Annotated in this window: 19 protein-coding genes; 11 read left to right on the forward strand and 8 right to left on the reverse strand. The window is 44.6% G+C overall.

Annotated elements, in window-relative coordinates; genetic code table 11:
• Window positions 1-29 precede the first annotated feature (29 nt).
• From SPIGRAPES_RS00615 to SPIGRAPES_RS00625, 3 genes are read left to right on the forward strand one after another with little or no spacing between them, the layout of a single operon-like run.
• A complete protein-coding gene (locus SPIGRAPES_RS00615; protein ID WP_014268839.1) occupies window positions 30-914 on the forward strand; it encodes an NAD(P)-dependent oxidoreductase in 885 nt (294 codons plus the stop codon).
• Complete coding sequence (serC, locus tag SPIGRAPES_RS00620) at window positions 914-1,996, forward strand: 3-phosphoserine/phosphohydroxythreonine transaminase (RefSeq protein ID WP_014268840.1); 1,083 nt, start codon at window positions 914-916, stop codon at window positions 1,994-1,996. The genes SPIGRAPES_RS00615 and serC overlap by 1 nt, the downstream gene beginning before the upstream one ends.
• 6 nt (window positions 1,997-2,002) lie before the next feature.
• On the forward strand, window positions 2,003-2,458 hold the full coding sequence (locus SPIGRAPES_RS00625) for an Lrp/AsnC family transcriptional regulator (protein ID WP_014268841.1): 456 nt from the start codon (window positions 2,003-2,005) through the stop codon (window positions 2,456-2,458).
• Window positions 2,459-2,511: 53 nt separating this feature from the next.
• Here the strand turns inward: SPIGRAPES_RS00625 and SPIGRAPES_RS00630 are convergent, their stop codons facing one another.
• A complete protein-coding gene (locus SPIGRAPES_RS00630; protein ID WP_014268842.1) occupies window positions 2,512-2,922 on the reverse strand; it encodes a flavodoxin domain-containing protein in 411 nt (136 codons plus the stop codon).
• Between the two features lie 172 nt (window positions 2,923-3,094).
• Here SPIGRAPES_RS00630 and SPIGRAPES_RS00635 point away from each other — a divergent pair, with 172 nt between their 5' ends.
• Genes SPIGRAPES_RS00635 through SPIGRAPES_RS00645 form a run of 3 tightly spaced genes read left to right on the forward strand, consistent with a single transcriptional unit; the run spans window position 3,095 to window position 5,894 of the window.
• Entirely contained in the window at window positions 3,095-4,087 is a 993-nt protein-coding gene (locus SPIGRAPES_RS00635) for a dihydroorotate dehydrogenase-like protein (protein ID WP_014268843.1), read from the forward strand.
• A gap of 3 nt (window positions 4,088-4,090) precedes the next feature.
• Window positions 4,091-5,227, forward strand: coding sequence for a 1-acyl-sn-glycerol-3-phosphate acyltransferase (locus SPIGRAPES_RS00640; protein ID WP_014268844.1), 1,137 nt, complete (start codon window positions 4,091-4,093; stop codon window positions 5,225-5,227).
• 28 nt (window positions 5,228-5,255) lie between these two features.
• Entirely contained in the window at window positions 5,256-5,894 is a 639-nt protein-coding gene (locus SPIGRAPES_RS00645; RefSeq protein ID WP_172635054.1) for a hypothetical protein, read from the forward strand.
• On the opposite strand, the gene mutL is transcribed toward SPIGRAPES_RS00645, so the two are convergent.
• From mutL to SPIGRAPES_RS00670, 5 genes are all read right to left on the reverse strand, one after another.
• Window positions 5,891-7,657 carry a DNA mismatch repair endonuclease MutL gene (gene mutL / locus SPIGRAPES_RS00650; protein ID WP_014268846.1) on the reverse strand — a complete coding sequence of 589 codons (1,767 nt, stop codon included), beginning with the start codon at window positions 7,655-7,657 and terminating at the stop codon, window positions 5,891-5,893. The two genes, SPIGRAPES_RS00645 and mutL, sit on opposite strands and share 4 nt — an antisense overlap.
• A 66-nt stretch (window positions 7,658-7,723) precedes the next feature.
• Window positions 7,724-10,120, reverse strand: a complete 2,397-nt coding sequence (locus SPIGRAPES_RS00655; RefSeq protein WP_014268847.1) for a hypothetical protein — start codon at window positions 10,118-10,120, stop codon at window positions 7,724-7,726.
• A 20-nt stretch (window positions 10,121-10,140) separates the two neighbouring features.
• Complete coding sequence (locus SPIGRAPES_RS00660; RefSeq protein WP_014268848.1) at window positions 10,141-11,505, reverse strand: hypothetical protein; 1,365 nt, start codon at window positions 11,503-11,505, stop codon at window positions 10,141-10,143.
• Between the two features lie 72 nt (window positions 11,506-11,577).
• Complete coding sequence (locus SPIGRAPES_RS00665) at window positions 11,578-12,333, reverse strand: tRNA 2-thiocytidine biosynthesis TtcA family protein (RefSeq protein WP_014268849.1); 756 nt, start codon at window positions 12,331-12,333, stop codon at window positions 11,578-11,580.
• Window positions 12,334-12,335: 2 nt separating this feature from the next.
• A complete protein-coding gene (locus SPIGRAPES_RS00670; protein ID WP_041384784.1) occupies window positions 12,336-13,616 on the reverse strand; it encodes an HD domain-containing protein in 1,281 nt (426 codons plus the stop codon).
• Window positions 13,617-13,694: 78 nt separating this feature from the next.
• On the opposite strand from SPIGRAPES_RS00670, the gene SPIGRAPES_RS00675 reads away from it, so the two are divergent.
• The 5 genes from SPIGRAPES_RS00675 (at window position 13,695) to SPIGRAPES_RS00695 (ending at window position 19,013) form a co-directional block, all read left to right on the forward strand.
• Complete coding sequence (locus tag SPIGRAPES_RS00675; protein WP_041384351.1) at window positions 13,695-14,147, forward strand: hypothetical protein; 453 nt, start codon at window positions 13,695-13,697, stop codon at window positions 14,145-14,147.
• A gap of 133 nt (window positions 14,148-14,280) precedes the next feature.
• Window positions 14,281-15,303 carry an ABC transporter substrate-binding protein gene (locus SPIGRAPES_RS00680; protein ID WP_014268852.1) on the forward strand — a complete coding sequence of 341 codons (1,023 nt, stop codon included), beginning with the start codon at window positions 14,281-14,283 and terminating at the stop codon, window positions 15,301-15,303.
• A gap of 69 nt (window positions 15,304-15,372) precedes the next feature.
• On the forward strand, window positions 15,373-17,070 hold the full coding sequence (locus tag SPIGRAPES_RS00685; RefSeq protein WP_245535451.1) for an ABC transporter permease: 1,698 nt from the start codon (window positions 15,373-15,375) through the stop codon (window positions 17,068-17,070).
• An 11-nt stretch (window positions 17,071-17,081) separates the two neighbouring features.
• The gene (locus SPIGRAPES_RS00690; protein WP_014268854.1) at window positions 17,082-18,164 is read left to right on the forward strand and encodes an ABC transporter ATP-binding protein; all 1,083 of its coding nucleotides are present in this window, start codon (window positions 17,082-17,084) and stop codon (window positions 18,162-18,164) included.
• Window positions 18,165-18,365: 201 nt separating this feature from the next.
• Window positions 18,366-19,013 carry a TetR/AcrR family transcriptional regulator gene (locus SPIGRAPES_RS00695; RefSeq protein WP_014268855.1) on the forward strand — a complete coding sequence of 216 codons (648 nt, stop codon included), beginning with the start codon at window positions 18,366-18,368 and terminating at the stop codon, window positions 19,011-19,013.
• Window positions 19,014-19,190: 177 nt separating this feature from the next.
• Here SPIGRAPES_RS00695 and SPIGRAPES_RS16360 read toward each other — a convergent pair whose 3' ends face one another.
• Together SPIGRAPES_RS16360 and SPIGRAPES_RS00705 are read right to left on the reverse strand one after the other, a co-directional pair.
• Complete coding sequence (locus SPIGRAPES_RS16360) at window positions 19,191-20,681, reverse strand: DUF1302 family protein (RefSeq protein ID WP_014268856.1); 1,491 nt, start codon at window positions 20,679-20,681, stop codon at window positions 19,191-19,193.
• A gap of 19 nt (window positions 20,682-20,700) precedes the next feature.
• Entirely contained in the window at window positions 20,701-21,489 is a 789-nt protein-coding gene (locus tag SPIGRAPES_RS00705; protein WP_014268857.1) for an outer membrane lipoprotein-sorting protein, read from the reverse strand.
• Between the last annotated feature and the right edge of the window lie 103 nt (window positions 21,490-21,592).

Here is a 21,592-nt window from a genome sequence, read left to right on the forward strand (position 1 = left end):
GAAGAACAGGAAAGAGAGGAACGAAAAACATGCTAATTCTTATTTCTGACGCTTTTGATGCATCGCTGGCATCTCGTCTTGGGGCGCTTGGCGAAGTGACAACTGACAAAAATCGCCTTGGCGAAGCAAATGTCGTACTTGTACGAAGTAAAACAAAGTGCACCAAAGAATATATCGATCAGGCACCAAACCTTAAGTTGATTATTCGTGGTGGCGTCGGTATTGATAATATTGATAAATCCTATGCAGAAAGCAAAGGAATCATTGTTCGCAATACTCCAAAGTCTTCGGCAATCGCTGTAGCGGAATTGGCTTTTGCCTTAATGCTCAGTACCCCGAACAATATCGTTACCTATCATAATGGTATGAAGAATGGCGAATGGTTGAAGAACGTCAAACGCACTGAACTCTTTGGAAAGACTCTCTGCCTCTTTGGTATCGGAAACATTGCAAGCAAGGTTGCCGAACGGGCAAAGGCTTTTGGTATGACCGTCGTTGCCTTTGACAAGTATGTTCCCTCTTCCCCGCTTGCCGAAATGAAAGCAACACCTGAGTTGGCAGTAGAAGACGCAGACTATATCTCCTTGCACCTGCCTCTCACTGACGAAACAGAAGGTATGGTAAACAAGAGCCTTATTTCCCATTGTAAGAAAGCCCCGGTTATCATCAATACCGGTAGAGCCCTGTGTGTAGATGCCAACGACATGGTTTCCTGTCTCGCCGACGGTTCCGTTGCCTGGTATTGCACCGATGTATTCCCGTCAGACCCACCTGCACCTGATTATCCTATCCTTAAGGCCGATCATGTGACCCTTACACCCCATGTCGGTGCAAACAGCAGCGAGAACCTGCTCCGCATCGGTGATGAAGCCTATTCAATTATGGAAGAACTCAAAAACGGAGGAAAAATCTAATGGAACGTAAAAAGAATTTCTTTGCCGGCCCTTCTGTGTTACCTATGGAAGTACTGGAGCAGATGCGCGACCAGATGGTCGAATATAATGGACAGGGCTTGTCCATGGTAGAGGCTAGCCACCGCGGTGGACTTTTTGAAGACATGTATGACGAATGTCTTGCTACCTTCAAGGAACTCTTGCATGTACCTGATGACTATGACATGTATTTCCTTGGTGGTGGAGCTACCCTCCAGTTCACCATGATCCCCATGAACTTCCTTCGCCCCGGAACGGTTGCCGACTACATCAAGAGTGGCACCTGGGCCAACAAAGCAGGCGAAGATGCCGAGAAACTTGGCAGTGTCAATTACTATTATGATGGTACTGATAACAAATTCACTTCTCTGCCTGATCCTGCTACCGTAAAACCCAGCAAGAACAGCAGTTACCTCTATCTTTGTTCCAACGAGACAATCGGAGGAATCGAATGGCAGGATTTCCCTGATACCGGAGATGTACCCCTTATCGGTGATATGTCCAGCGATATCCTTTCCAGACCTGTTCCCGTGGAAAAGTTTGACATGATCTATGGTGGTGTCCAGAAGAACCTGGGACCTGCCGGTGCTACCTTTATCATCATGAAGAAGTCTTTGCTTGAAAAGCAGAATTCCAACCTGACCGCCTATATGGATTACAAGCTTCACAGCAAGGAAAAAGGCCTGTACAATACTCCTCCTGTATTCTCAATCTGGGGTGTCAAGCTCGTACTCGACTGGATCAAGAAAAATGGTGGGGCTGAAGGCATGGCTGTCCGTGCCCAGGAAAAGAGTTCCATTATTTACAATGTAATTGATAGCTCTGCATTCTTCCGCAGTCCTGTAGATGCTAAGTATCGTTCGAAAATGAACATTGTTTTCCGTCTTCCTAATGAAGACTTGGAGAAGAAGTTCGTGAACGAAGCCCAGAAAGAAGGTATGCTTGGATTAAAGGGGCACCGTTCTGTTGGAGGATTGAGGGCAAGCGTGTATAATGCATTGCCAAAAGAGGACGTTGTTTCTCTTGCTCAGTTCATGAAGGAATTTGAAAAAAATAACGGTTAGGCCATAATGAAAAGTAAAATGGATGAGACAAACAAGGCAATTATCAAGCAACTGCGTGACGGACGGAAGCCATTTAGTGCTATTGCAGATGAACTGGGCATTACCGAGAATACGGTACGTGCCCGGGTGAATAAACTCATGGATGAGGGAGTTCTGCAGATATCCGGGCTTGTAAACCCAGAATCAATTCCTGGTTTGCAGGTAGTTATGATGGGTGTCAAGCTTAAGACTTTGGACCTGGAGAAAAAGGCTAAGGAGTTTTCTGAACTCCGTGGTGTTATCTCGGCTGCTGTCGTGACCGGTCGCTATGACTTGATTGTCCAGTTGGTCCTTGCAGAAGACGAAGGGCTTTCACTCTTGGATTTCTTCAAGAGTGAGCTTGATAAAATCGACGATATTGCGGAAGTGGAGACCTTTGTTGTCTACCAGTCCCACAATTTCAGGATTCCTTATATTCTGTAGGCAATTTCCTTTTTACATTTTTCAAGGGGGTACCAGGTTTCTGGTACCCTTTTCTAGTTCTGTACAAAGGAATTCGCAAAAAGGCTTACAGCGTGTAAATCTTCTTCGTTTGGTCTATTCGCATGCAGCTTTCCCGCTTGTCCCCGGCAATGGAATTCCTTGTCACTGACACTAAGGCCTTTTTGTTTTGCAATTCTTTTTATTGGCCTATAGGTAGAATGCAGTATCGCTGCAGTACCAAAAACGACTATCTTTGAAACCTGGCCAGGTTGAAGGCGAGAAAGAAACTCCCTGACCGATGGATCCAAAGTACCCCCATAGACAGAGCTACCAAGAAAAAGGATGTCTGCTTTCTCCAGGGGGGTTTCTATTGTTTCTGCTGGAACTCCCACAGTTTTTGCTATGGCCTCTGCGAGTTTTTTGGTGTTACCTGTTTTCGTGTAATATCTAATTGCAATATCCATTATCTCCTCCGATTACCTTTAGTATTATCCTTGATTGTTGTGGTGTATAGGGTATGGGCCCATGATTTCTCGAGGAACTTGTACCGGTTTTATAGAGGAAAGTATTTTTTCATGGTATACTTTTTTTGCTACGTCGAAAAAAAGCAATTAATGTTCCTTTGGAGGGCTTATAATGGCAGATTTGTCAACGAAATATCTTGGTCTAAATTTGAAGAACCCAATCATTGCAGGGAGTAGTCCCCTGACATCTTCTCTCGATTCCTTGAAAAAATGTGAAGATGCAGGGATCGGTGCTGTTGTCTTAAAGTCAATTTTTGAAGAACAGATTGATAATGATTCCAATTCAAAAGTATCAGAAACTGAAGAATTCCTTACCCATGCAGATGCGTATGAATTTGTAAAAAATGCAAGTATGGATCGCGAGATAGACCTGTATCTGACGATGCTTGAAAATGCAAAAAAATCTTTGGATATTCCTGTAATCGCCTCTATAAACTGCAAGAAAAACGGTGCATGGATAGAATATGCCAATCGTTTTATCCATTGTGGTGCTGATGCCATCGAATTGAACCATTACATTATCGCTGCCGATATTGAAATTGAGGGATCATCAATCGAGAAAGAATATTTTTCTTTGGTCAAAGCAGCAAGAAAACAGATTAAAGTGCCATTGAGCCTTAAAATGGGTGCCTCCTTTTCTTCATTGGCAAATGTGTTGAGAAGGCTTGATGAATTATCCATTGACGGTGTTGTGCTGTTCAATAGATTTTTCAGTCCTGATATCGATATTGAGTCAATGTCGATGGTCCCTGCACAGATGCTGAGCAGTGAGGATGAATATACACAGTCACTCCGATGGACTGCGCTCATGAGTGAGGAACTTCGGTATGATATTTGTGCATCCAGGGGTATCCACAGTGGAAAAACCGTTATCAAACAATTACTGGCAGGAGCAAAATCCGTGCAGGTTTGTTCGGTGTTACTCAAGGAAGGCTTGACCAGTGTATCCAAGATGACAAGTGAACTTGAGTCTTGGATGGATCGCCATGAATATGCCCATATTGCTGATTTCAATGGAAAACTTGCCCAGGAGAGGATTGCAGATCCTTCCAGCTGGGAACGAAGTCAGTACATGAAGTCCATTCTGGGCGCCCAGAAGGGATAACCTATGAATTTGGATAAGTATAAAGATATTGGTCCTTACAGGGGGGCGGATATTCAATCTGCCCTCGATCGTGTCATGAAAGATGGGTCAGGCATTGGCCATGTCCTGGATTTGCTCATTCCTGGTGATAGTCCGGAACAAGTTGAAAAGAAGGCAAAGTATCGTGAGCATATTCACGGTTTGCTGCAATCGGTGAAAACCTATGACGACTTTCAACGGAAAATAACAGCCGGGATATTTCTCGATGCTATCATGAAGAGCAGTGTCAATGTTTTTTCTACCAGTGGAAGCGAAAATATCGAGAAGGATAAAGCCTATTTGTTTATGAGCAACCACCGGGATATTGTACTCGACTGCGCACTCATAGACTATGCGTTGATTCATTGCGACCGAATGATTTGTGAGATGGCTATCGGGGACAATCTTCTTACGAACCAGTTTGTAACAGATTTGTTTAAACTGAATGGTGGGGTTACTGTCAAGAGAACGCTCCCTATGCGGGAAAAATATCTAGAATCAGTCCGTTTGAGTTCGTATTTCGTTGAGATAATCACTGAAGAGAATAAATCCATCTGGGTTGCCCAGAAAAGTGGTAGGGCAAAAGATGGGCTCGATAACACAACCCCTGCAATTATCAAGATGTTGCACCTTTCCCAGAAATCGAAAGGGATCTCTTTCAACGAGGTTGTCAACAGATGCCATATCGTTCCGGTTGCCGTTAGTTATGAATACGATCCCTGTGACTTGATAAAATCGAAGGAAGAGGTTGATCGGATAAAAAAAGGCGAGCGTACCAAGAAAAAATATGAGGATATCATCAGTATCGTGCATGGTTTGAAAGGCTATAAAGGAAATATCCATATTGCCTTTGGAACCCCTATTCAAGGAGCATACGAGAATTCCGATGAAGTAGCACAAGAGATTGATCGACAGATCCATTTGAATTATAAGTTATGGCCGACTAATTGTTTTGCCTATGATTATCTGGAAGGCAAACACGATTTCGCTTCTTCCTATGCTTCTTTCGATTCTGAAAAATTCCTTGCCAGGTTCAAGGATGCAAATGAAGATGTCAAACAGTATGCACTCAATGCATATGCAAATCCAGTACGGTCTTTCCTTGCAGCCCAGAAGCAATAGGGCTCTGCGGGGCCTCCTTTTAACAACCATGGCCATTCTGGCCATGGTGTTTCTTTCCTGTAGCCGAACACCTTTTTCCTTGGTTTCAGAAACCCATATGGTGAGTTCTGTGACCCGTTACGGGAAAGGCGGCGAAATATTGGAAACCTACGAAAATCTCAGTATCTACATCGAAACAGAAGAGGCTGGAAACCTTGGCATGCAAATGCAGGTGACTTCCCCCAGTGGTCTCAATATTTGGAATTTCCCTGCAACACTGAAAGAAATGGACGGAAAAGTATTATATGGTAGTTCTGCATTAGCTTTGCCTGAGGGAAAATATCTGGAAAATGGTCTCTGGCACATTTTGGTTATGAGAAAGGATGGCAAGAGCCTAGAAAAGGATTTTTTGGTCCAGACACGTACCGAGAAAACGGTCAGCGCCCCGTATCAGGTCTCGTTCAATAAGCAGACAGGTTTTCTTTCACTGCAAAAACCGGATGCAGATCAATTTTGCATGATCTCCCTGCTTTCAAAAACAAATACAGTAATCTATGAAGGTGAAATGCAGGGTGATTCACTGGATGTTAAAAAACTTACAGAGAGATGGACCCAGATAGATTCTGTGATGGTTGGGTTTTATAATTCTTTTGAAAACAGGTCTATTATTGGGTGGTACACCTTTTAGGTTCTGCCGACCGCTTCGCTGAGTTCTTGCTTGTTGAGTCTTACCACAAAGGTTCTGCCATGCGGGCAACATGGGTCTTCCATGGCAAATACTTTATCCAATATTGCTTTTGCAGTGATTTTGTCCAGCACATCACCGCTTTTTATTGCAGCATGGCAAGACACAATAGCATACAGGCCTTTTTCCACCTCGGCAGTATCTCCGGTATGGTTTTGGATAAAAGCAACTACCTCTTGTTCAATGTCCCTGAACATTGCAGGTATCGAATAGAGTTTCCAAAAGAGATCTGCGCTTTTCTCAAGCTTTATCCCCAGATTCAGGTATACATCGGTATTCTCCCCCAGATAATTGTCGACGTCACGGTCGACTTCAAATTCAACGGGGATCATAAGAGCCTGTACTTCTTTCTTTCCCCTGATCTCATCAAAAAGAATACGTTCATGGGCTGCATGTTGGTCTACCAGAAATAATTCTTCTCCTTTTTGGGCAATAAGGAACAGATTGAATGCTTGTCCGATATAGGTGTAATCATTTTCAACAGCCTGGGAAGCCCAGATATCTTCTTGCTCAGTGGTTCTGGTTGCCTGCATGGAAGTGTCTACCTGTGATAACACCTCCCGTGCCTTGGAAAACCACAAAGGATCGCTGGGTTTTTCTCTCTGTGCAGGTATTTGGGAAAAGGAATTCCTCTGAACAGGTGCTCTATAGGGGATTTCCAGGTTTTCAGCGAGGTCGCTTTGGAACGTTTCTTCCCTCTCTTTTACGAGCCGGGGAATCGTTCTTTTAATCTGAGTGCTTATCATGGCAACTACCTGATGATGAATCTCAGCCTTGTTGCGCAATTTTACTTCCCGTTTCGTTGGATGGATATTGAAGTCCACGAGGGTAGGGTCAACAGTAATGAACAGGTAGCAATAGGGAAAGGATCCCCCCGGCAATAGTTCCCCATAGCCATAGGATACGGCCTGCACGAGCGAATATTCCTCAACCGGTCTTTCATTGACATATATTTTGATATGGGACCTATCACTTCTGAAAATTGCCGGAGAGGAAGCAAGGGCATACAGACTGAACCTTCCCGCATTGTCAAAAAGTTCAAGCATTTCGGAAGGAACGATATTCTGGGAAGTGGAGAGAGCATCGAGGATGCGTTGTTTTTTATCAGTAGCTCGTAAATCCAATTTGAGCTGTCCATCACTATAGAACTTGAAGGAACGGTCAGGGAAGGCCAAAGACTTCTCGATAAGAAGGTTTTTGCACATGGTGGCTTCTGTTGAGGGGCGTTTGAGGAACTGTCGCCTTGCCGGAACTTCCTTGAATAAACCAGATACCGTTACCTTGGTTCCTTCAGAGGGGCCTCCTGGGACAACGGCCTGTTTCCTTCCATTGTCAATGGTAATTGAAAAAGCATCATTCTGCAAAAACCTGCTGGATATGGTGATGCTTGAAACAGCTGCAATGCTATAGAGGGCCTCGCCCCTGAAGCCCATGGTATCGAGGTGGTAGAGATCTTCAAAACTTGTTACTTTGCTTGTGGCGTGGCTCTCACAGCACAGTGGGAGGTCCTCACTTGCAATCCCTTCGCCATTGTCAATAACGGTAATTTCCTCAAGCCCCCCTTCGGTAACGCTTGCAATTATCGACGTACTATGGGCATCTAAGGCATTGTCCAATAATTCGCGCATAACAGAAGAAGGACGTTCAATGACTTCTCCGGCAGCAATGCGCTGGGCTACGATTGAATCGAGTACATGAATTTTCATACAGACAATGTAGCATGAAAGGGAAAAAAGGGCAAAAGGAAAGGGCCCGAAGGCCCTTGTTGCAACTTAGAATTTCTTCCCAATATCAATAGTGGCGGAAAGGGTTACCTTGGGAACCGTATAGGAAGTAGTCCCTATCGGGTACAGGGCCTTTGCTTTCAATTCGGCGAAACCTAACCGGAAAGACGCCTGGAGGAAAGAAGAAGCATACTTGCCACCGAAGAGGGAAAGAATATCAGAGGACCCATCAAAGAGGTTGCCAAGCGAGTCGATGATTCCTATTTGTTGTATTCCCAAAGAAATACCAAAGTTTTTCTGGTCAAAAGAAAGGGAAATCTGGCTAAGGTCAGCTTTCCTGCTTGCATCGGAAGAAAGTGTTGCGATGGTAAAAGCACTGGTAAACGGTACGTTCCACAATAATTCGGCACTGAAAGTATCAGACTTAAACCCCAGGTTTGCGAAAATGGTAAAATCTGAATCATTTTCGGTACTGATTGAACCATAGGTAAAATCATTGATCATCAGGCTCTGGTTTTTCCCTTTCTCAATACTGATAAGTGATTCGGCAAAGAACTGGCCGGCGTGTAAGGTAAACCCAGCGTTTGCAAGATAGTTGGGAAAAATGGTCGGGTCTGTTGAATCAAAGAGTTCGGTGATGTCAAATGTTGGGTAGGCAGGCAAATAACTGCTTGCATTAACCAAAATACCCATCTGTATGTTTCGCTTGTTTATGACAGGGAATTTGAACGACAGGGTAGGATAGAGGTCAAAAGACAGTACAGGGTCGGTTGCAACAGCTACCAATGATCCAAAAGACATCTGGAAGGGATAGTTTTCGCTTCCGCTATATAACAGGGTGATTGAACCATATTGGGGTTTATCAGCAAGCAATCGATCCATGTTCAAGTCATCAAAGGTGGTGATCAGAGAGATTCTTGAAAGGGTTATCTTGGAATAGAGTCCCAACTTGTCAGAGTCTCCAAAGGCAGGGACTGTCAGGTTGGAAAAATCAGAATCGTTATGATAGATAGTGTCCAAGGCAAGGTAGAAGGGGGATGAGGTATATCCAAAACGGAATTTTTCTATGTAACTGGCTACATAGGCTACCGTTTCCAAAGATCCAGATGCATTATTCTGGACATTTGAGGTATAGGTAGAGAAATCGGTAGTAGCGACATCCCCATGCAATTCCAAGGTGAACGTCTTGTAGGAAAAATACGGAATGAATGTAATCGAATGGGATTGGGTGTTCCCAGAGGTACCGTCATACGTATAATCATAGATTGTCTTCAGACCAACACTTCCCAAAAAGGGTTTGTCTTCAGTGGTCGAAAGAATTACAGGCATTTTTGAAACTTTCTGAGGCACTACCTCGGTACTGGGTTGCGGTTCTGCAGCCACTGCTTTTTCGACAGCAACGACTTGCTCGACTTTTGCAAGGGGAGCTTCAACCTGGGTAGATGTTTTCAAAACAGGGGCGGGGGGAACTATAACCTGAGCTGTAGCCTCGTTGCCTGTCTCCAGCTCTTCTGTTGTCACAGTTTTGACATTCTGCGGTGAAACAGGTCTGATTGTAACTATTATTCTCTTTGGGGCAACAGGTACAAGGGTTGTATTGATTTTTGAAGGAGTTTTGGGGACTGCCTGTTGTTTGGTAACTACACTGATGATGTGGGGAGCTGGTACCGAACCTATTTCTGTCGTATTCGTGAAGGCTGAAGGAGCGGAAATGGAAACCGGCATAATGGTTATCCCTGGTTCCGTGGGTTTGTCTGGGACCTGCAAAGCTACGACAGAAACCTTTGGTTTCCTTGGTGTCGGGGCGATAGCAACTGGCGATATGTCACTTACCAGTTGTTTGGCGAGCATGAGGTCAGGATAGGTAGCATAGGTGAGATAATAACCATCCTGGATTTCATTGACTGAATGCAGGGGATCGTTCATACGTAATTTCCCGAAGGGCTTGACCAGGGTCGTTGCATGACTGATGCCATTGGAGGCCGTAACAGTGCCCCCAAAAGAGGTCACTGATTCTTCATCATCAGTGGAAATGACAAAAATTTCACCTTTTCCCTGCAGTTTGAACTGGGAAACCGGGGTCGCTATGATCAATGAACCTTCAAAAGCTTCGTTTGTGCTGAAAGTGGCTTTTCCTCGGACGAGATAGAGGCGGGGACTTTCCAAGGAAAGGTCACCCGTAACAAGGATAGCATCCTCGAATAGATTGATGGTGCCGACGGGGGTCTCAATAAGAATTGGGGTTTCGGGATTATTGATAATCCACCCCTCTCCAATTTGGGAGACAACCGTTTCGGTGACTTCCCTTTTGTTCCCTTGGCTATCATAGAGACGGAAGCTTCCCACATCACCGTCACCGATAGTAAAAAGATCGCTTGCAGACAAGGGGAGCAACACTAGCAGGATAGCTAGGGAAAGACCCACTTTCTTTAGGAACAAATTCATAGCTTCTCCCTCTCTTTGGCTTAGAGGATTGAAATCCTCACCGCAGTTTCAACTTCCAATGTAGAATTGGCTTCTTCATCGAATACCATACTGAGGCCAATATCGAAGGAGTAGGGCTTTACATTGATTACAGTGGTAGCCCCGATTTCAACATTCCGTAATGTAGACAGCCCATCGAAAAAAGCTTCCCCAGTACTCGTAGGATAAAGCTTTTCATAGCTCAAGTCCAGAGAAACGATGTTTAATAAACGTTTGTCTATCCTTGCAGTTGCAAGAAAGCGGTAGTTGGAATATGCCCCATTTGCATAATCGCTCCGCAGCCGGGTTGTAAAGTAAGCTCCCTTTGATGCGAAATTCAGGGCAAACTGGGCATCCAATCGATTTGTACCAATGGCAACAATACTATCTTTCAATTCTGCATAGGTTTTACTCTCAAACCCAGTGTCGAAATAATCCGCATAGTAGATCCCAAAATGGGGTACGGTGATGCTTGTATTGAAGATAAACAGACTTTTCCAGTGGCCCCAAATCCCATAACGGGTTGCAACTCCCGGTTGGGTAGCGATTCCATCTGGGCTCTGTAAAAGCAAGTCGGAGAAAAACACCATTTTCAGGGACTCCCAGGTCAAGATCGGGATACCCATGTCGATACTTATCAACCTGCGGCTCTCGGAAACGAGTGCCGAATCGTCAGCATAGGTAGTAGTGTAAATGCTGCTGGGGTTCGATGCAAAGGAAACCCCCGTTTCAAGTTCTGAGAAAAGACTTTTGGATGTAGATGTATAGAGAGGACGGGCAAAGATTCTCCAGCTAAGGAGGGTAGGCTCGAAAATATCATTAGTCAAAAATTCAAAGCCTGTGAAAGGAATTCCGAGCAACATCCCGTCGAGCATGATATCCAAACCGGGTTTTGCCATCCTGACTGAAACAGAAGTGTCGAAGAAGCCATTGATCAAGGCTCCGTCACCTATGGTAATTCCCGATAGCTTTCCATACCGCAAATACAACTTGTCATAGCGTTGGCCCCACTGGGCATACCTTATAAATGAGCTATATTGCTTGAGAACGGATATGACAAACTCAGACTGACTCTGGCCATCTTCTTTAAGGGGTGGCTTCCAACCGCTGAAGTCGAAGTCGAGGGTTATAGGATCGGTTTCAAAGGTACCTTTGATTTTCAGATCCAGTTGGAAAGCGAAATTACCAACGACAAAATCAGGAGTCAGGGACAGACTGAAGGAGCCATCAGATGTGGCTGTCCCTTCGAGTATTCCCGATAATGAACCTTGAAGGTCTGATTCCCCTAAGTCGATCGTACTACCGGCAGATAACGTAATGCAGGCAGATAAAAACGTAATGAGGACGAGTAAAAAACGTTTATGCAAGTATAAGTCCTCCCGGCAGGATCAATTTTGTCATGTACCTTTTGAAATGTAAACATGATTGAAAACATTTTGTTACATTCGTGGCTCAAAAGAATGTGCATTAAAGACATGTTCGCGGGTAAGTTTGTCTATGTGCGATAATTCTGATATAATAGGTTTCAGCCTTGCTCGTACATTGGATTGGTCATAGGGGCAAACAGGTTTTATGACAGGAAAATCATAGTGCTCAGCCATTCGTTTGATCACCGATTCATGGACTTGTATCATTGGTCTGACGATATGTATTTTCCCATCAAAGAAAGGTTGCACAGGAAGCATGGTAGAGAAATTTGCCCTGAAACAAAGATTCATCATGGTTGTTTCTACCAAGTCATCGAGGTGGTGGCCCATCGCAACGAGGGATATCCCGTGTTCCTCGCAGTACTCGAACATGATCCTTCGCCTGTTTCTTGAACAAAGGTAGCAATTGAATTCTCCCTTGAACGAGTCAGGGTACTGACGTTCATCTACTATGCTAAAATCGATATCGAGAGCCTTGAAATACGTTGCAAGCTTTTCCCTGTATTCCTCAGGGATGGGATGTTCTATCCAATTGATCATGAGTGCTTTGATTTCATAGGTGACAGGCAACCACTTCCTTCGAATCGAAAGTGCCATTGCCATTGCCAGAGAATCCTTTCCCCCAGAGACAGAGAGAAGCACTGAATCGTTTTCTCTTACCATTGAATAGGTGTTTATTGTTTTTCCGGTCTGTTTGACAAACCGCATTACCCAAGGAGGTATGTCCCCGTTGATAAGATTGAGATAGGATTCTTTTTCTTCAGCCATGTCTAAAACTCCAATGCCTCACGTACCGCTTCTTTGCCAACATACGAAGGTGTGAAGATTCTGGTTTTTCTTAGGCTTTTTGTAAAGACCTTTCCAATGTCTGCCGAGAAAAGCGTATCATAATCCCCAAAGGGAATACACGTTCCGTTTTCCTGTACAAGGGGAAGGTCAGTCTCGAAAGAAACCGGTTCTGGTATATCAACAATTATTTCGAATTCCTGCAGTGCCGAATAGTTGCCAGTTTGCTTGAGATTCTCGTAAATTCGTTTTTCAACAGTTTTCCTGCCCATCAAAGAAAGTGCATCCCTGTCAAGTTTCCTGCTTGCATCAAAACTTTCCTCATACCGGCAAGCGAGAAAATTATTATCACGGACTTGTGAAAACAGTACGAAAGGAGCATAGGAAATCTTTTCGGGAAGTGAGAAAAACTGCTCGTCGTCCAAAATATACAGCTTTTCGGCAGAGAGAACCGAATCGTCCAACGCACCTATTACAGCTTTTTTTATCATTGCTGTTGCCGAGCGCGTAAGTTTATGCCAATACACATTCTGATACATAAGGTATTTACTGAAAAGGATATGTTCGACAGACCCCGCACTTTGTACAGGAAGGGCTGGGCATCCGTTTTGTAACAGCAAATTGTCAGTAATATAGGGAACATCCTGGTTTCCATACGGTACCCCGCAGAAAAAGGCATCCCTGTTGAGATAATCAAGTTTATCTGGGTCGAGGGTACCGGAAAGAAGGGACCGGTACAGGAGGACTTCAGTATCTGTACACGGACGGTCAGTGTCGATTATATCTGCAACAGCACTTGGTTTGCATCCGGCTTTACCTATGGCATTTTTCAGTTGCAGGTCTCCTTGGATCAAATCGGATGCTATGCTCTCATGGCTTTTCAAGGGAAGTTCTTTCAGGGAATGGGCAAAGGGGAAATGGCCGATATCATGTAAGAGGGCGGCACAGAGAAATGTACGCATACCTTCTTCGGTTATGGGCGTCTCGGTTCCATTTGCTATTGCTTTCTTGAGCAGAGAGACCAAAATGAGGTGACTTATATGGTATACGCCCAGGCTATGGTCAAGCCGCGTATGTACAGCTCCCGGGTAGATATGGAACGTCGGGCCCAGCTGTTTGATCCTTCCCAGCTTCTGTACGCAAGGGCAAAGATAAATTTCCTTGAAAGCAGCGCTGAGATGGATGTCTTTCCATAAAGGGTCACGGATTCGTATATCATAGGATGCGAACAGGCTGGAAAGGGCATGGCTCGTTTGGCTTTTCATATTTGCAATAGTATGCACTCTCAGCATTCCTGTAAAGAAGGTTTGACAAATTCCCTTCGATGGAATACACCCATACCTATGGATATCCGAAAAAAGGTTTTAATTGTTTTATGCTTAGCATCATTGCCGATGCTCAATGCTGCTTCGGTAGGCACGCAGCTTTCGCTTGCTTTTCGGACACCTCTTTTTCCTTCAGATCCAAAAATAGGGCAACTGGTTTCAAAAAATGCAGGACCGGTCGAGAATCGTACCGATCAGGCACTACGTGAGCAGTGGTCTCCCGATTGGGTGGAACGGTATGTAAAAAAGGAAGCCAGGTATGGATTTGCAAAGGCTTTTGATGCCACGTTGGCCTCCTTGCTTCCCCAGACCTCCTTTTTCCTCTCCCAGGCCAAGGAAAATGAGGGGATAACGACCATTACGGTGCGTATCGAACAGAGTGGGGATGAACCCGTTTCCTATGTGACACTTAGCTGGGAACCAGATGAAAACGGTGTTTTTTATATCGTTGCTGTCAGCAAATTCAAGTAAATGCTAGCTAGTATTCTTTTCTGAGTCACGACTCTTGCGAACAATTTTGATGCCGATATCGAAACCGTTGTCTTGCTATCTATACAGGTAATGATAAAATTATATGTTCAAAAGATTTTCTTTGGAGGTTTTTATGAGAAAAGTAATTTTTACCGTGCTTGCCTGTTTGATGGTGGTGACCCCGCTTGTCGCACAAGGGACGAAGGAGGATTCTTCAGCTGCAAACGAATTGGTAGTCTATGCCAGTGTCGATGAAGCCAATGCTGTCAAAATCCTTGACGCCTTCACCGCCGATACACAGATCAAGACAAGCTTTGTCCAGCTTTCCTCTGGTCCTGCCCTTACCAGAATCCAGGCAGAATCGGGGAAACCCCAGGCTGATGTTTGGCTTGGTGCCCCAAGTGACAACCATGTCATCGCGAAAAAAGATGGTCTGACAGTTCCCTACAAAGGACCAAACTTCGAAGCTTTGGGCTCTGAATTCAAGGATGCAGAAGGGTATTGGAGAGGTTTCTACATGAATCCGCTCTGTTTCGGGATCAACACAGTTGCTTTGGCAAAAGCCGGTGCAACCATTCCCCGTAGCTGGGCCGATTTGCTCAAACCCGAATATAAGGGCTTGATCCAGATGCCTACCCCCCAGGCCTCGGGAACCGCTGTTACCATGGTCTATAGTCTCATCGAGATGATGGGTGAAGACCAGGCTTTTGCTTATATGGCAAAGTTGAACAAGAATGTCCAGACATATACTTCTTCAGGCACTGGCCCTTCAAAGGGTGTCAATGTCGGCGATTGTGCAATTGGAATCCAGTTTTCCCCTGCTTTCTTCCAGATGAAGGCAAACGGGCAGCCTATCGAAATCGTATTCCCTTCTGAAGGTTTCGGTTTTGAATTCCCTGCAGCTTCCATCCTCAAAGGAGCCAAGAACTATGAGGCTGCCAAGATTTTCATGGAATGGCTGGTAAGCAAGAAAGGTCAGGATGTGCTCAAGTCGACGGGTACCTACTTCTACCCGGTTATCGATGATGCCGAAATCGATCCTGTCATGCCAGCTTTCTCTACCTTGCATGTAGTTGGTGTTGACCTTTCCTACTATAGTTCACGCAAACAGCAGTTGGTGGAACGCTGGGTGAGTGAAGTACTCTCTGCAAAATAACCGGTTTTGATAATTCTCGGTGGCAGAGACAAATCTGCCACCGAATGTCGTTTTGGAGCTATTGAGGTCATGATGAAAACTACTTACCTTTCCAAAAAGTGGCACGGATTGAAAAAACTCAGCAAAGATCCTCTTTTACTTTGCGTAATCCTTGCTTTGTTGTTTGCGCTCTTATTGTTCATAATCTTCCCTTTATGGAAAGTCTGTGTGGTCAGCTTCCAGGTGGATGGCCATTTTTCTTTTAAGAATTTCTCCGATGTCCTGACGTATAGCAATGGTTATTATCTCAAAGCCCTGGTGAACTCTCTTTGGATGGGTGTTGCAACAGCTTTGATAGGGACGTTTGTTGCCTATATTTTTGCCTATTCCCTCACGAGGGCAAATATCCCCGGACGGAGATTTTTCAATCTGATTGCAACAATCCCGATTATCAGCCCTCCTTTCATCGGTGCTTTGGCAGTGGTTATGCTGTTTGGGCGCAATGGATTTATCAGTTCTACGATTCTGGGGATGGAAAATGCAAGTGCTTATGGCCCAAGGGGCCTCTTATTTGCTCAGGTCATGACCTTTTTTCCGGTTGCTTATATAACTCTAAGAGGTGTATTAGAGTCAATAAGCCCTACTTTAGAGGATGCCGCAATGGATCTCGGAGGAAATAGGTTCAAGATTTTCCTTAAGGTTACCTTACCGCTCTCCATTCCAGGGATTGCAAGTTCCATTTTGGTACTCTTTGTCGAATCACTTGCCGATTTCGGCAACCCCTTGGTTTTGGCCGGTGCGAAATTTCCGATCCTTTCTGTGCAAGCCTACCTGGAAATAACCGGAATGGGGAATTTTGCAAAGGGCGCCGCCCTTGCCTTTATCCTGCTTATCCCCTCCGTATCTGCCTATGTCATGCAGAAGTACTGGGTAAGCAAAAAACAATATGTGACTGTTACCGGGAAACCTACGCAGTCGTCAAACAATGTTGTAAGCAAAAAAGCCAGATGGTGGTTGTTTGGCGTCTGCTGTGCGATAGCCTTTTTTGTAATACTTGTATATGCCAGTATCATCTGGGGTGCTTTTGCGAAATCCTGGGGGAACAGCGCAGAGGTAACCTTCGATAATTTCAGGTATGTGTTCAGGGTTGGTTTTGAATCAATTCTCGATACCCTTGCAATTGCTGGGCTTTCCACACCTGTTGCAGGAGTGGTAGGTATGGTAATTGCTTTCCTTGTGGTAAGGAAAAAGTTCATGGGAAGAAAATTCATGGAATTTTCCAGCATGCTGAGTTTTGCCGTTCCCGGTACCGTTGTCGGTATCGGCTACATACTTGCATTCAATCAGCAACCGTTCTATCTGACAGGGACTTTGGCAATACTCTTACTGAATTTCATATTCAGGTATCTTCCCGTAGGGGTTCAGGGAGGGATTGCCGTATTGAGCCAGATAGATCCATCCATTGAAGAGGCTGCAGTTGACCTTGGGGCAGATAGTAACATGACATTCCGTAAGGTTACTTTGCCTCTGATGATCCCAGCCTTCTTCAGTTCCCTTATCTATTCCTTTGTCAGGAGTATGACTGCAATCAGTGCTGCAATCTTCTTGGTTTCTGCAAATTGGAAGTTGATGACGGTACAGATTATGAGCCAGGTAGAAAGCGGTAGGATTGGGGCAGCAGCGGCCTTCAGTCTCATATTGGTCGGTATCATTCTTTGTGCAATGTTCGTAATCAAGACGTTCCTCAAAGTGAAATACCATTCAACAAGTTCAATTCTTACCCATTAGGAGTAAAAGGTATGAGTGTTACATTAGTTAATATTTCAAAGGTCTTTACCGACCAAGATGATAAGACAAAAGAATTTACTGCTGTCAGTAATGTCAATATCGAGATTAAGGAAGGAGAGATGGTTACCTTTTTGGGACCATCTGGATGTGGAAAAACCACAACCTTGCGTATTATCAGCGGGTTTGAGAATCAGACTACCGGTGATGTATATATCGATGGAAAACTCGTAAATGACCTTCCCGCGAACAAGCGTGACTCTTCCATGGTTTTCCAGTCCTATGCTATTTTCCCGCATCTTAGCGTAGCGGATAATATTGGTTTTGGGTTGGAACTGAAAGGAATGAAAAAGGCACAGATCAAAGTGGAAGTAGACAAAATCATGCAGACCATGGGGTTGTCATCCCTAGGGAATCGGCAACCGAGCCAGTTGTCTGGCGGACAACAGCAGCGGGTTGCCCTTGCACGTGCTATCGTGAACAAGCCAAGGGTATTGCTATTTGATGAACCGCTTTCGAACCTTGATGCCAAACTCAGGGAACAGATGCGTACCGAAATTCGTAGGATTCAACAAAAATTTGGCATTACAAGTATTTATGTCACCCATGACCAGGCAGAAGCAATGACCGTAAGTGACAGGATCATGGTAATGGACAAGGGGATAATCCAGCAATTGGGTACGCCTTTTGAAATCTATAGCAGGCCAACCAACCATTTTGTAGCCGATTTTATCGGAAGGGCGAATTTCATACCTGCTACAGTCGTGACCCTAGATAAGGAAGTGACGCTGAAAGTAGGGGAAAAGGAATGTGCATTCCCCAGTTTCAACAAAGATTTGAAGGTAGGGAAAAGCGCTACCATCGTGATTCGTCCCGAGGGCCTTCGCATTGGCAAAAAGGAAGAAGGGGCCTTCTTCAGGGGTAAAGTCACACAGGCAGTATATCTGGGTTCCACTATGGAATATGAGATTGCTGTTCCAAATCGCAAGGAGCCTGTGGTTGCAATTTCCTATAACCCGGTACTTGAGGGTTTCTACAAGATAGGGGATACGGTCTCTCTTACATTCGATCCCATCAGTGCCCATGTGATTTCTTGAGCAACAGGTGTTTTGTGTATCAAGTCGTTTGACAGTCCTTGTAAAAATGAGAAAAGAGTTTTCCTTGGTTTGTGAATTCTTGCATAGTTTCTGCTATAATCAAGAATTGCCAAGGAAAAACTTTTTTTTGGAAAAAAACTGTACTATTTGAGTTTTTTTTATCGGTATGGTATAGTTTTACAATTAAATTGAGGTGACTAGATGGGGATTGTTGAACGGCGGATTCGTGACCGTCAGAATAGGGTAATGGAGATTCTTGACGCATCAAAGCGGATGTTTCGTTCCCGGGGGTTTATCGAGACTACCATGAACGAAATAGCAACCGATTCTGATTTAAGCAGACGGACTCTCTATTTATATTTCCATAATAAGGAAGAAATATTGCTGACCCTTGCCGTACAAACACTGGAACAGCTTCTGGAAGAAACGGCAAAATCGAGAATCCAGGAAATGACCGGCATTGAACGATTGATCAACCTTGCAACGACCTATCGAAATCTCTATGTCGCCGATGCTGGCAGCTTCCAATTCATTCCGAATTTTACCAATTGTGTCCGTGCCTTGGGAGGTTCTCACCCAATTGTAAAGAAATGTGAGAATATTACGAATGAATTGATTTCCATTGTCTCAATGATGCTACAAGAGGGTATGGAAGACCATAGCGTACGGAAAATCGATAATCCGACCAAAACTGCAGCGATACTGATTACCATGATCCATAGTTTCATCCAAAGTGTAGATACCGATAACGATCTGCTCTGTATCGCTTTGCATATTTCCCCATCTGATTTCCTTGATGAATCCTTTTCTTTTATTACCCATTATCTATCAGCTAAAGACAAAGATTGAGTAAGCTTACTTTTCTGGTATAATTTTCAACACAAACACCCCTGGGCAACATTTGCCTAGGGGATTATTGTAATGGGAATGATGCCAATACGTTACTTCCTGTCAGGTTTCTACCAAGACACATAAAAGTCCCCCTAAGAATGGAGAAAATCTTAGGGGGACTGAAATACAATTTCATTAGAAACTATAGGAAGCTTGTACCTGGATGAAATCATTGTTGGCGTAAGCTGCAAATTCACCATCCTCATCTGAGGTGAACAGAAAAGCAAGGGCAGTAACCATAAAGCCATCTTTCAACTGATATTCGAATTTTGGCATCACGATCAAATCTTTTTGCTCAATTCCCCAGATAACAGAGATTGATGGTTTGGCCTTCGCATGGTTATAGCTGTCAGAAAACTGCAGCACAAGCTTGTCAGTCAGATATTTCCCTGCGGCATTGTAATCCATATCGCTGCTTGAGGAAATTTTGTCATTGTTGAAGATGTAGCTTCCGATGAGCTGTACATTCAAATTCATTTCGTTATAGGGGAGGTTGGTATCGAAACCGGCAAGATACTGCAGACTGTTGTTGTGGACTGAAGCATCGTCTCCGTCAATATCCTCGGTCAGGTAGTAAGCAACTTCACCGCGAAGGTTGCATCTTCCCAACACCCCTGCACCGTCAATACCGAAGACCTGCAAACGATCATAGGAAAGATTGAAATCTGTTACCCCGGTTGCATTGGCAGTATAAGACACAGAAGGGGTCTTATAATGGCCAAGGTAATACTGGGCACCGAAATCGACAGGGCCGTAGGACCCGGTCAAGCGAAGACCGTACTGGCTGTATTTCAGGGAGTTGGTATCGGGGAGGAAGTCAGAGGCGCTGCTATAGGTATCGGTTATTGCAGAAGCTGCTGATACACCGGCTAAAGCTGCAGTTGCTGCGGCTGCTTCTGCCGTTCCCGAACTAGCAAGAACAGCTGCATATGCTGAGTTGTAGGCTGTGGAATATGCAGTTTTGGCCAAGTTGGTGACATAGGAAGTTCCCAAAGTGACCAATTGCGTCCCTGCTGCAGGAGCCCAGATTCCACTGGTAGGAATTTTATCGGCAGTCATGGAAGGTGTCCATACAGCTTCCAGACTCAATGCATTGCTCATATTCCAGGTCACCTGGAGCATGTCTTCACTGATTCTTCTGTCAAGGTAGTCAGGGATGAGGAAATCTGAATAATCATTTGCATTGAACAAGTCCAATACATGGAGGTTGTCCCCGCGTCCCCAGACTATTTTTGACTTGCCTGCTTCTACGACGAAGTCGCCGAGGAAAGCCTTGTAGGTCAATTCGTCAAGGATTTCGGTTGGGTCATTTCTGAAGAGCAACTTGCCTCTCATTTCGCTATCGGTGCCATCATAGGTAAAGTCCAGGCGAACAGAAGGGTCAACCATGGTGGCATAGTAATCGCAATTGCTGTTCAACGTATTGTCTTTGGATACATAGGCCCTGCTTGTAAGATCTGCATAGCCGTTGATAGTCAAGGCACTGGAAGATGCCGAGGAGGAAAGCTCTGTACTTTCCATTGAGTCAAAGAATGATCCGAAGCTGTCGTCTGCAAAGGCAATGCTGCCCTGCAGAAGAAGAACTCCTGCCATCCCTACGATCAAGGTTTTTTTAAAATGTGTCATACTATACTATCCTTTGAAATTACACTCGTCCGGTTTTAAGGAAACTGGTTGAGAAAAGTTTGCTGCTAATCGGTTTGTCCAACTGGAGTTGCAGAATGGTAAGTCTGGTGGAATGTCCGCTCTGTAGGTCTACCATATAGGAAGTAAACGGAATCCAGTAACCGTCCTGCTGCTTGAGAGATTCGACCATGAGTACTTTGCAAGGTTCTTCATGCTTGTCGAACATCTCAACCTTTACCGGGACAAAGCTTTCTTGGTCGATATAGGAAAGGCGGTACCCGTATTGTGATTCTGAAGCATTTTTCGCTACTGATTTAACCTTGTAGCAAACGTAGGAACCAACATTTTCTTCACCGATGAGCTCATGGTTGTCTACAGCAACTTCCCTGGTTTCCAGATCATCATAGGTTGCATCGGTGCCCATGAACGATTTATCCCCTTCACAAGAGGCAATACGACGGGTAGTTCTCAAGGCAGGAAGGTAAATCCACTTGTCATTCGGACGGCCGTCATTTTCGACCTGCAAAAAACGAGTATCTTTTACCGACGCAGGACTTCTGAAAACCATGACAGTTGAAACCAAATCATTTTCCATCTTTCCCCATTCTTCCATCATACGGGTTTCCACAGTGCCATTGGCGTCGATAAGGTCCATCTGTACTGCTGAGTGGGAGAACTTGGGTTCTGCCACGTCATACGCTTTTTGCATGACTTCGGTTCCGGTCATGGCGAACACGGGAACTGATACTGCTACAGCCAGGAATAATGCTATCGTGAGCTTTTTCCCTTCATTGCATTTTGTTTTCATAACAACTCCTTCGATACGGAACAAGAATAGGCCTTGGCCTGTTCTTCTCTAGTGGATCGTCCTACGGGGAAACAATTCCCCGCGAACGGTTCATACTTTGTGG

Source organism: Sphaerochaeta pleomorpha str. Grapes (assembly GCF_000236685.1).
Classification (GTDB): Bacteria; Spirochaetota; Spirochaetia; order Sphaerochaetales; family Sphaerochaetaceae; genus Sphaerochaeta; species Sphaerochaeta pleomorpha.

Excerpts from the sequence above, each read along its gene's own strand:
- SPIGRAPES_RS00615 (WP_014268839.1), top strand. The coding sequence starts at position 30 with ATGCTAATTCTTATTTCTGACGCTTTTGATGCATCGCTGGCATCTCGT.
- serC (WP_014268840.1), top strand. The coding sequence starts at position 914 with ATGGAACGTAAAAAGAATTTCTTTGCCGGCCCTTCTGTGTTACCTATG.
- SPIGRAPES_RS00625 (WP_014268841.1), top strand. The coding sequence starts at position 2,003 with ATGAAAAGTAAAATGGATGAGACAAACAAGGCAATTATCAAGCAACTG.
- SPIGRAPES_RS00630 (WP_014268842.1), bottom strand. The coding sequence starts at position 2,922 with ATGGATATTGCAATTAGATATTACACGAAAACAGGTAACACCAAAAAA.
- SPIGRAPES_RS00635 (WP_014268843.1), top strand. The coding sequence starts at position 3,095 with ATGGCAGATTTGTCAACGAAATATCTTGGTCTAAATTTGAAGAACCCA.
- SPIGRAPES_RS00640 (WP_014268844.1), top strand. The coding sequence starts at position 4,091 with ATGAATTTGGATAAGTATAAAGATATTGGTCCTTACAGGGGGGCGGAT.
- SPIGRAPES_RS00645 (WP_172635054.1), top strand. The coding sequence starts at position 5,256 with ATGGCCATTCTGGCCATGGTGTTTCTTTCCTGTAGCCGAACACCTTTT.
- mutL (WP_014268846.1), bottom strand. The coding sequence starts at position 7,657 with ATGAAAATTCATGTACTCGATTCAATCGTAGCCCAGCGCATTGCTGCC.
- SPIGRAPES_RS00655 (WP_014268847.1), bottom strand. The coding sequence starts at position 10,120 with ATGAATTTGTTCCTAAAGAAAGTGGGTCTTTCCCTAGCTATCCTGCTA.
- SPIGRAPES_RS00665 (WP_014268849.1), bottom strand. The coding sequence starts at position 12,333 with ATGGCTGAAGAAAAAGAATCCTATCTCAATCTTATCAACGGGGACATA.
- SPIGRAPES_RS00670 (WP_041384784.1), bottom strand. The coding sequence starts at position 13,616 with ATGAAAAGCCAAACGAGCCATGCCCTTTCCAGCCTGTTCGCATCCTAT.
- SPIGRAPES_RS00675 (WP_041384351.1), top strand. The coding sequence starts at position 13,695 with ATGGATATCCGAAAAAAGGTTTTAATTGTTTTATGCTTAGCATCATTG.
- SPIGRAPES_RS00680 (WP_014268852.1), top strand. The coding sequence starts at position 14,281 with ATGAGAAAAGTAATTTTTACCGTGCTTGCCTGTTTGATGGTGGTGACC.
- SPIGRAPES_RS00685 (WP_245535451.1), top strand. The coding sequence starts at position 15,373 with ATGATGAAAACTACTTACCTTTCCAAAAAGTGGCACGGATTGAAAAAA.
- SPIGRAPES_RS00690 (WP_014268854.1), top strand. The coding sequence starts at position 17,082 with ATGAGTGTTACATTAGTTAATATTTCAAAGGTCTTTACCGACCAAGAT.
- SPIGRAPES_RS00695 (WP_014268855.1), top strand. The coding sequence starts at position 18,366 with ATGGGGATTGTTGAACGGCGGATTCGTGACCGTCAGAATAGGGTAATG.
- SPIGRAPES_RS16360 (WP_014268856.1), bottom strand. The coding sequence starts at position 20,681 with ATGACACATTTTAAAAAAACCTTGATCGTAGGGATGGCAGGAGTTCTT.
- SPIGRAPES_RS00705 (WP_014268857.1), bottom strand. The coding sequence starts at position 21,489 with ATGAAAACAAAATGCAATGAAGGGAAAAAGCTCACGATAGCATTATTC.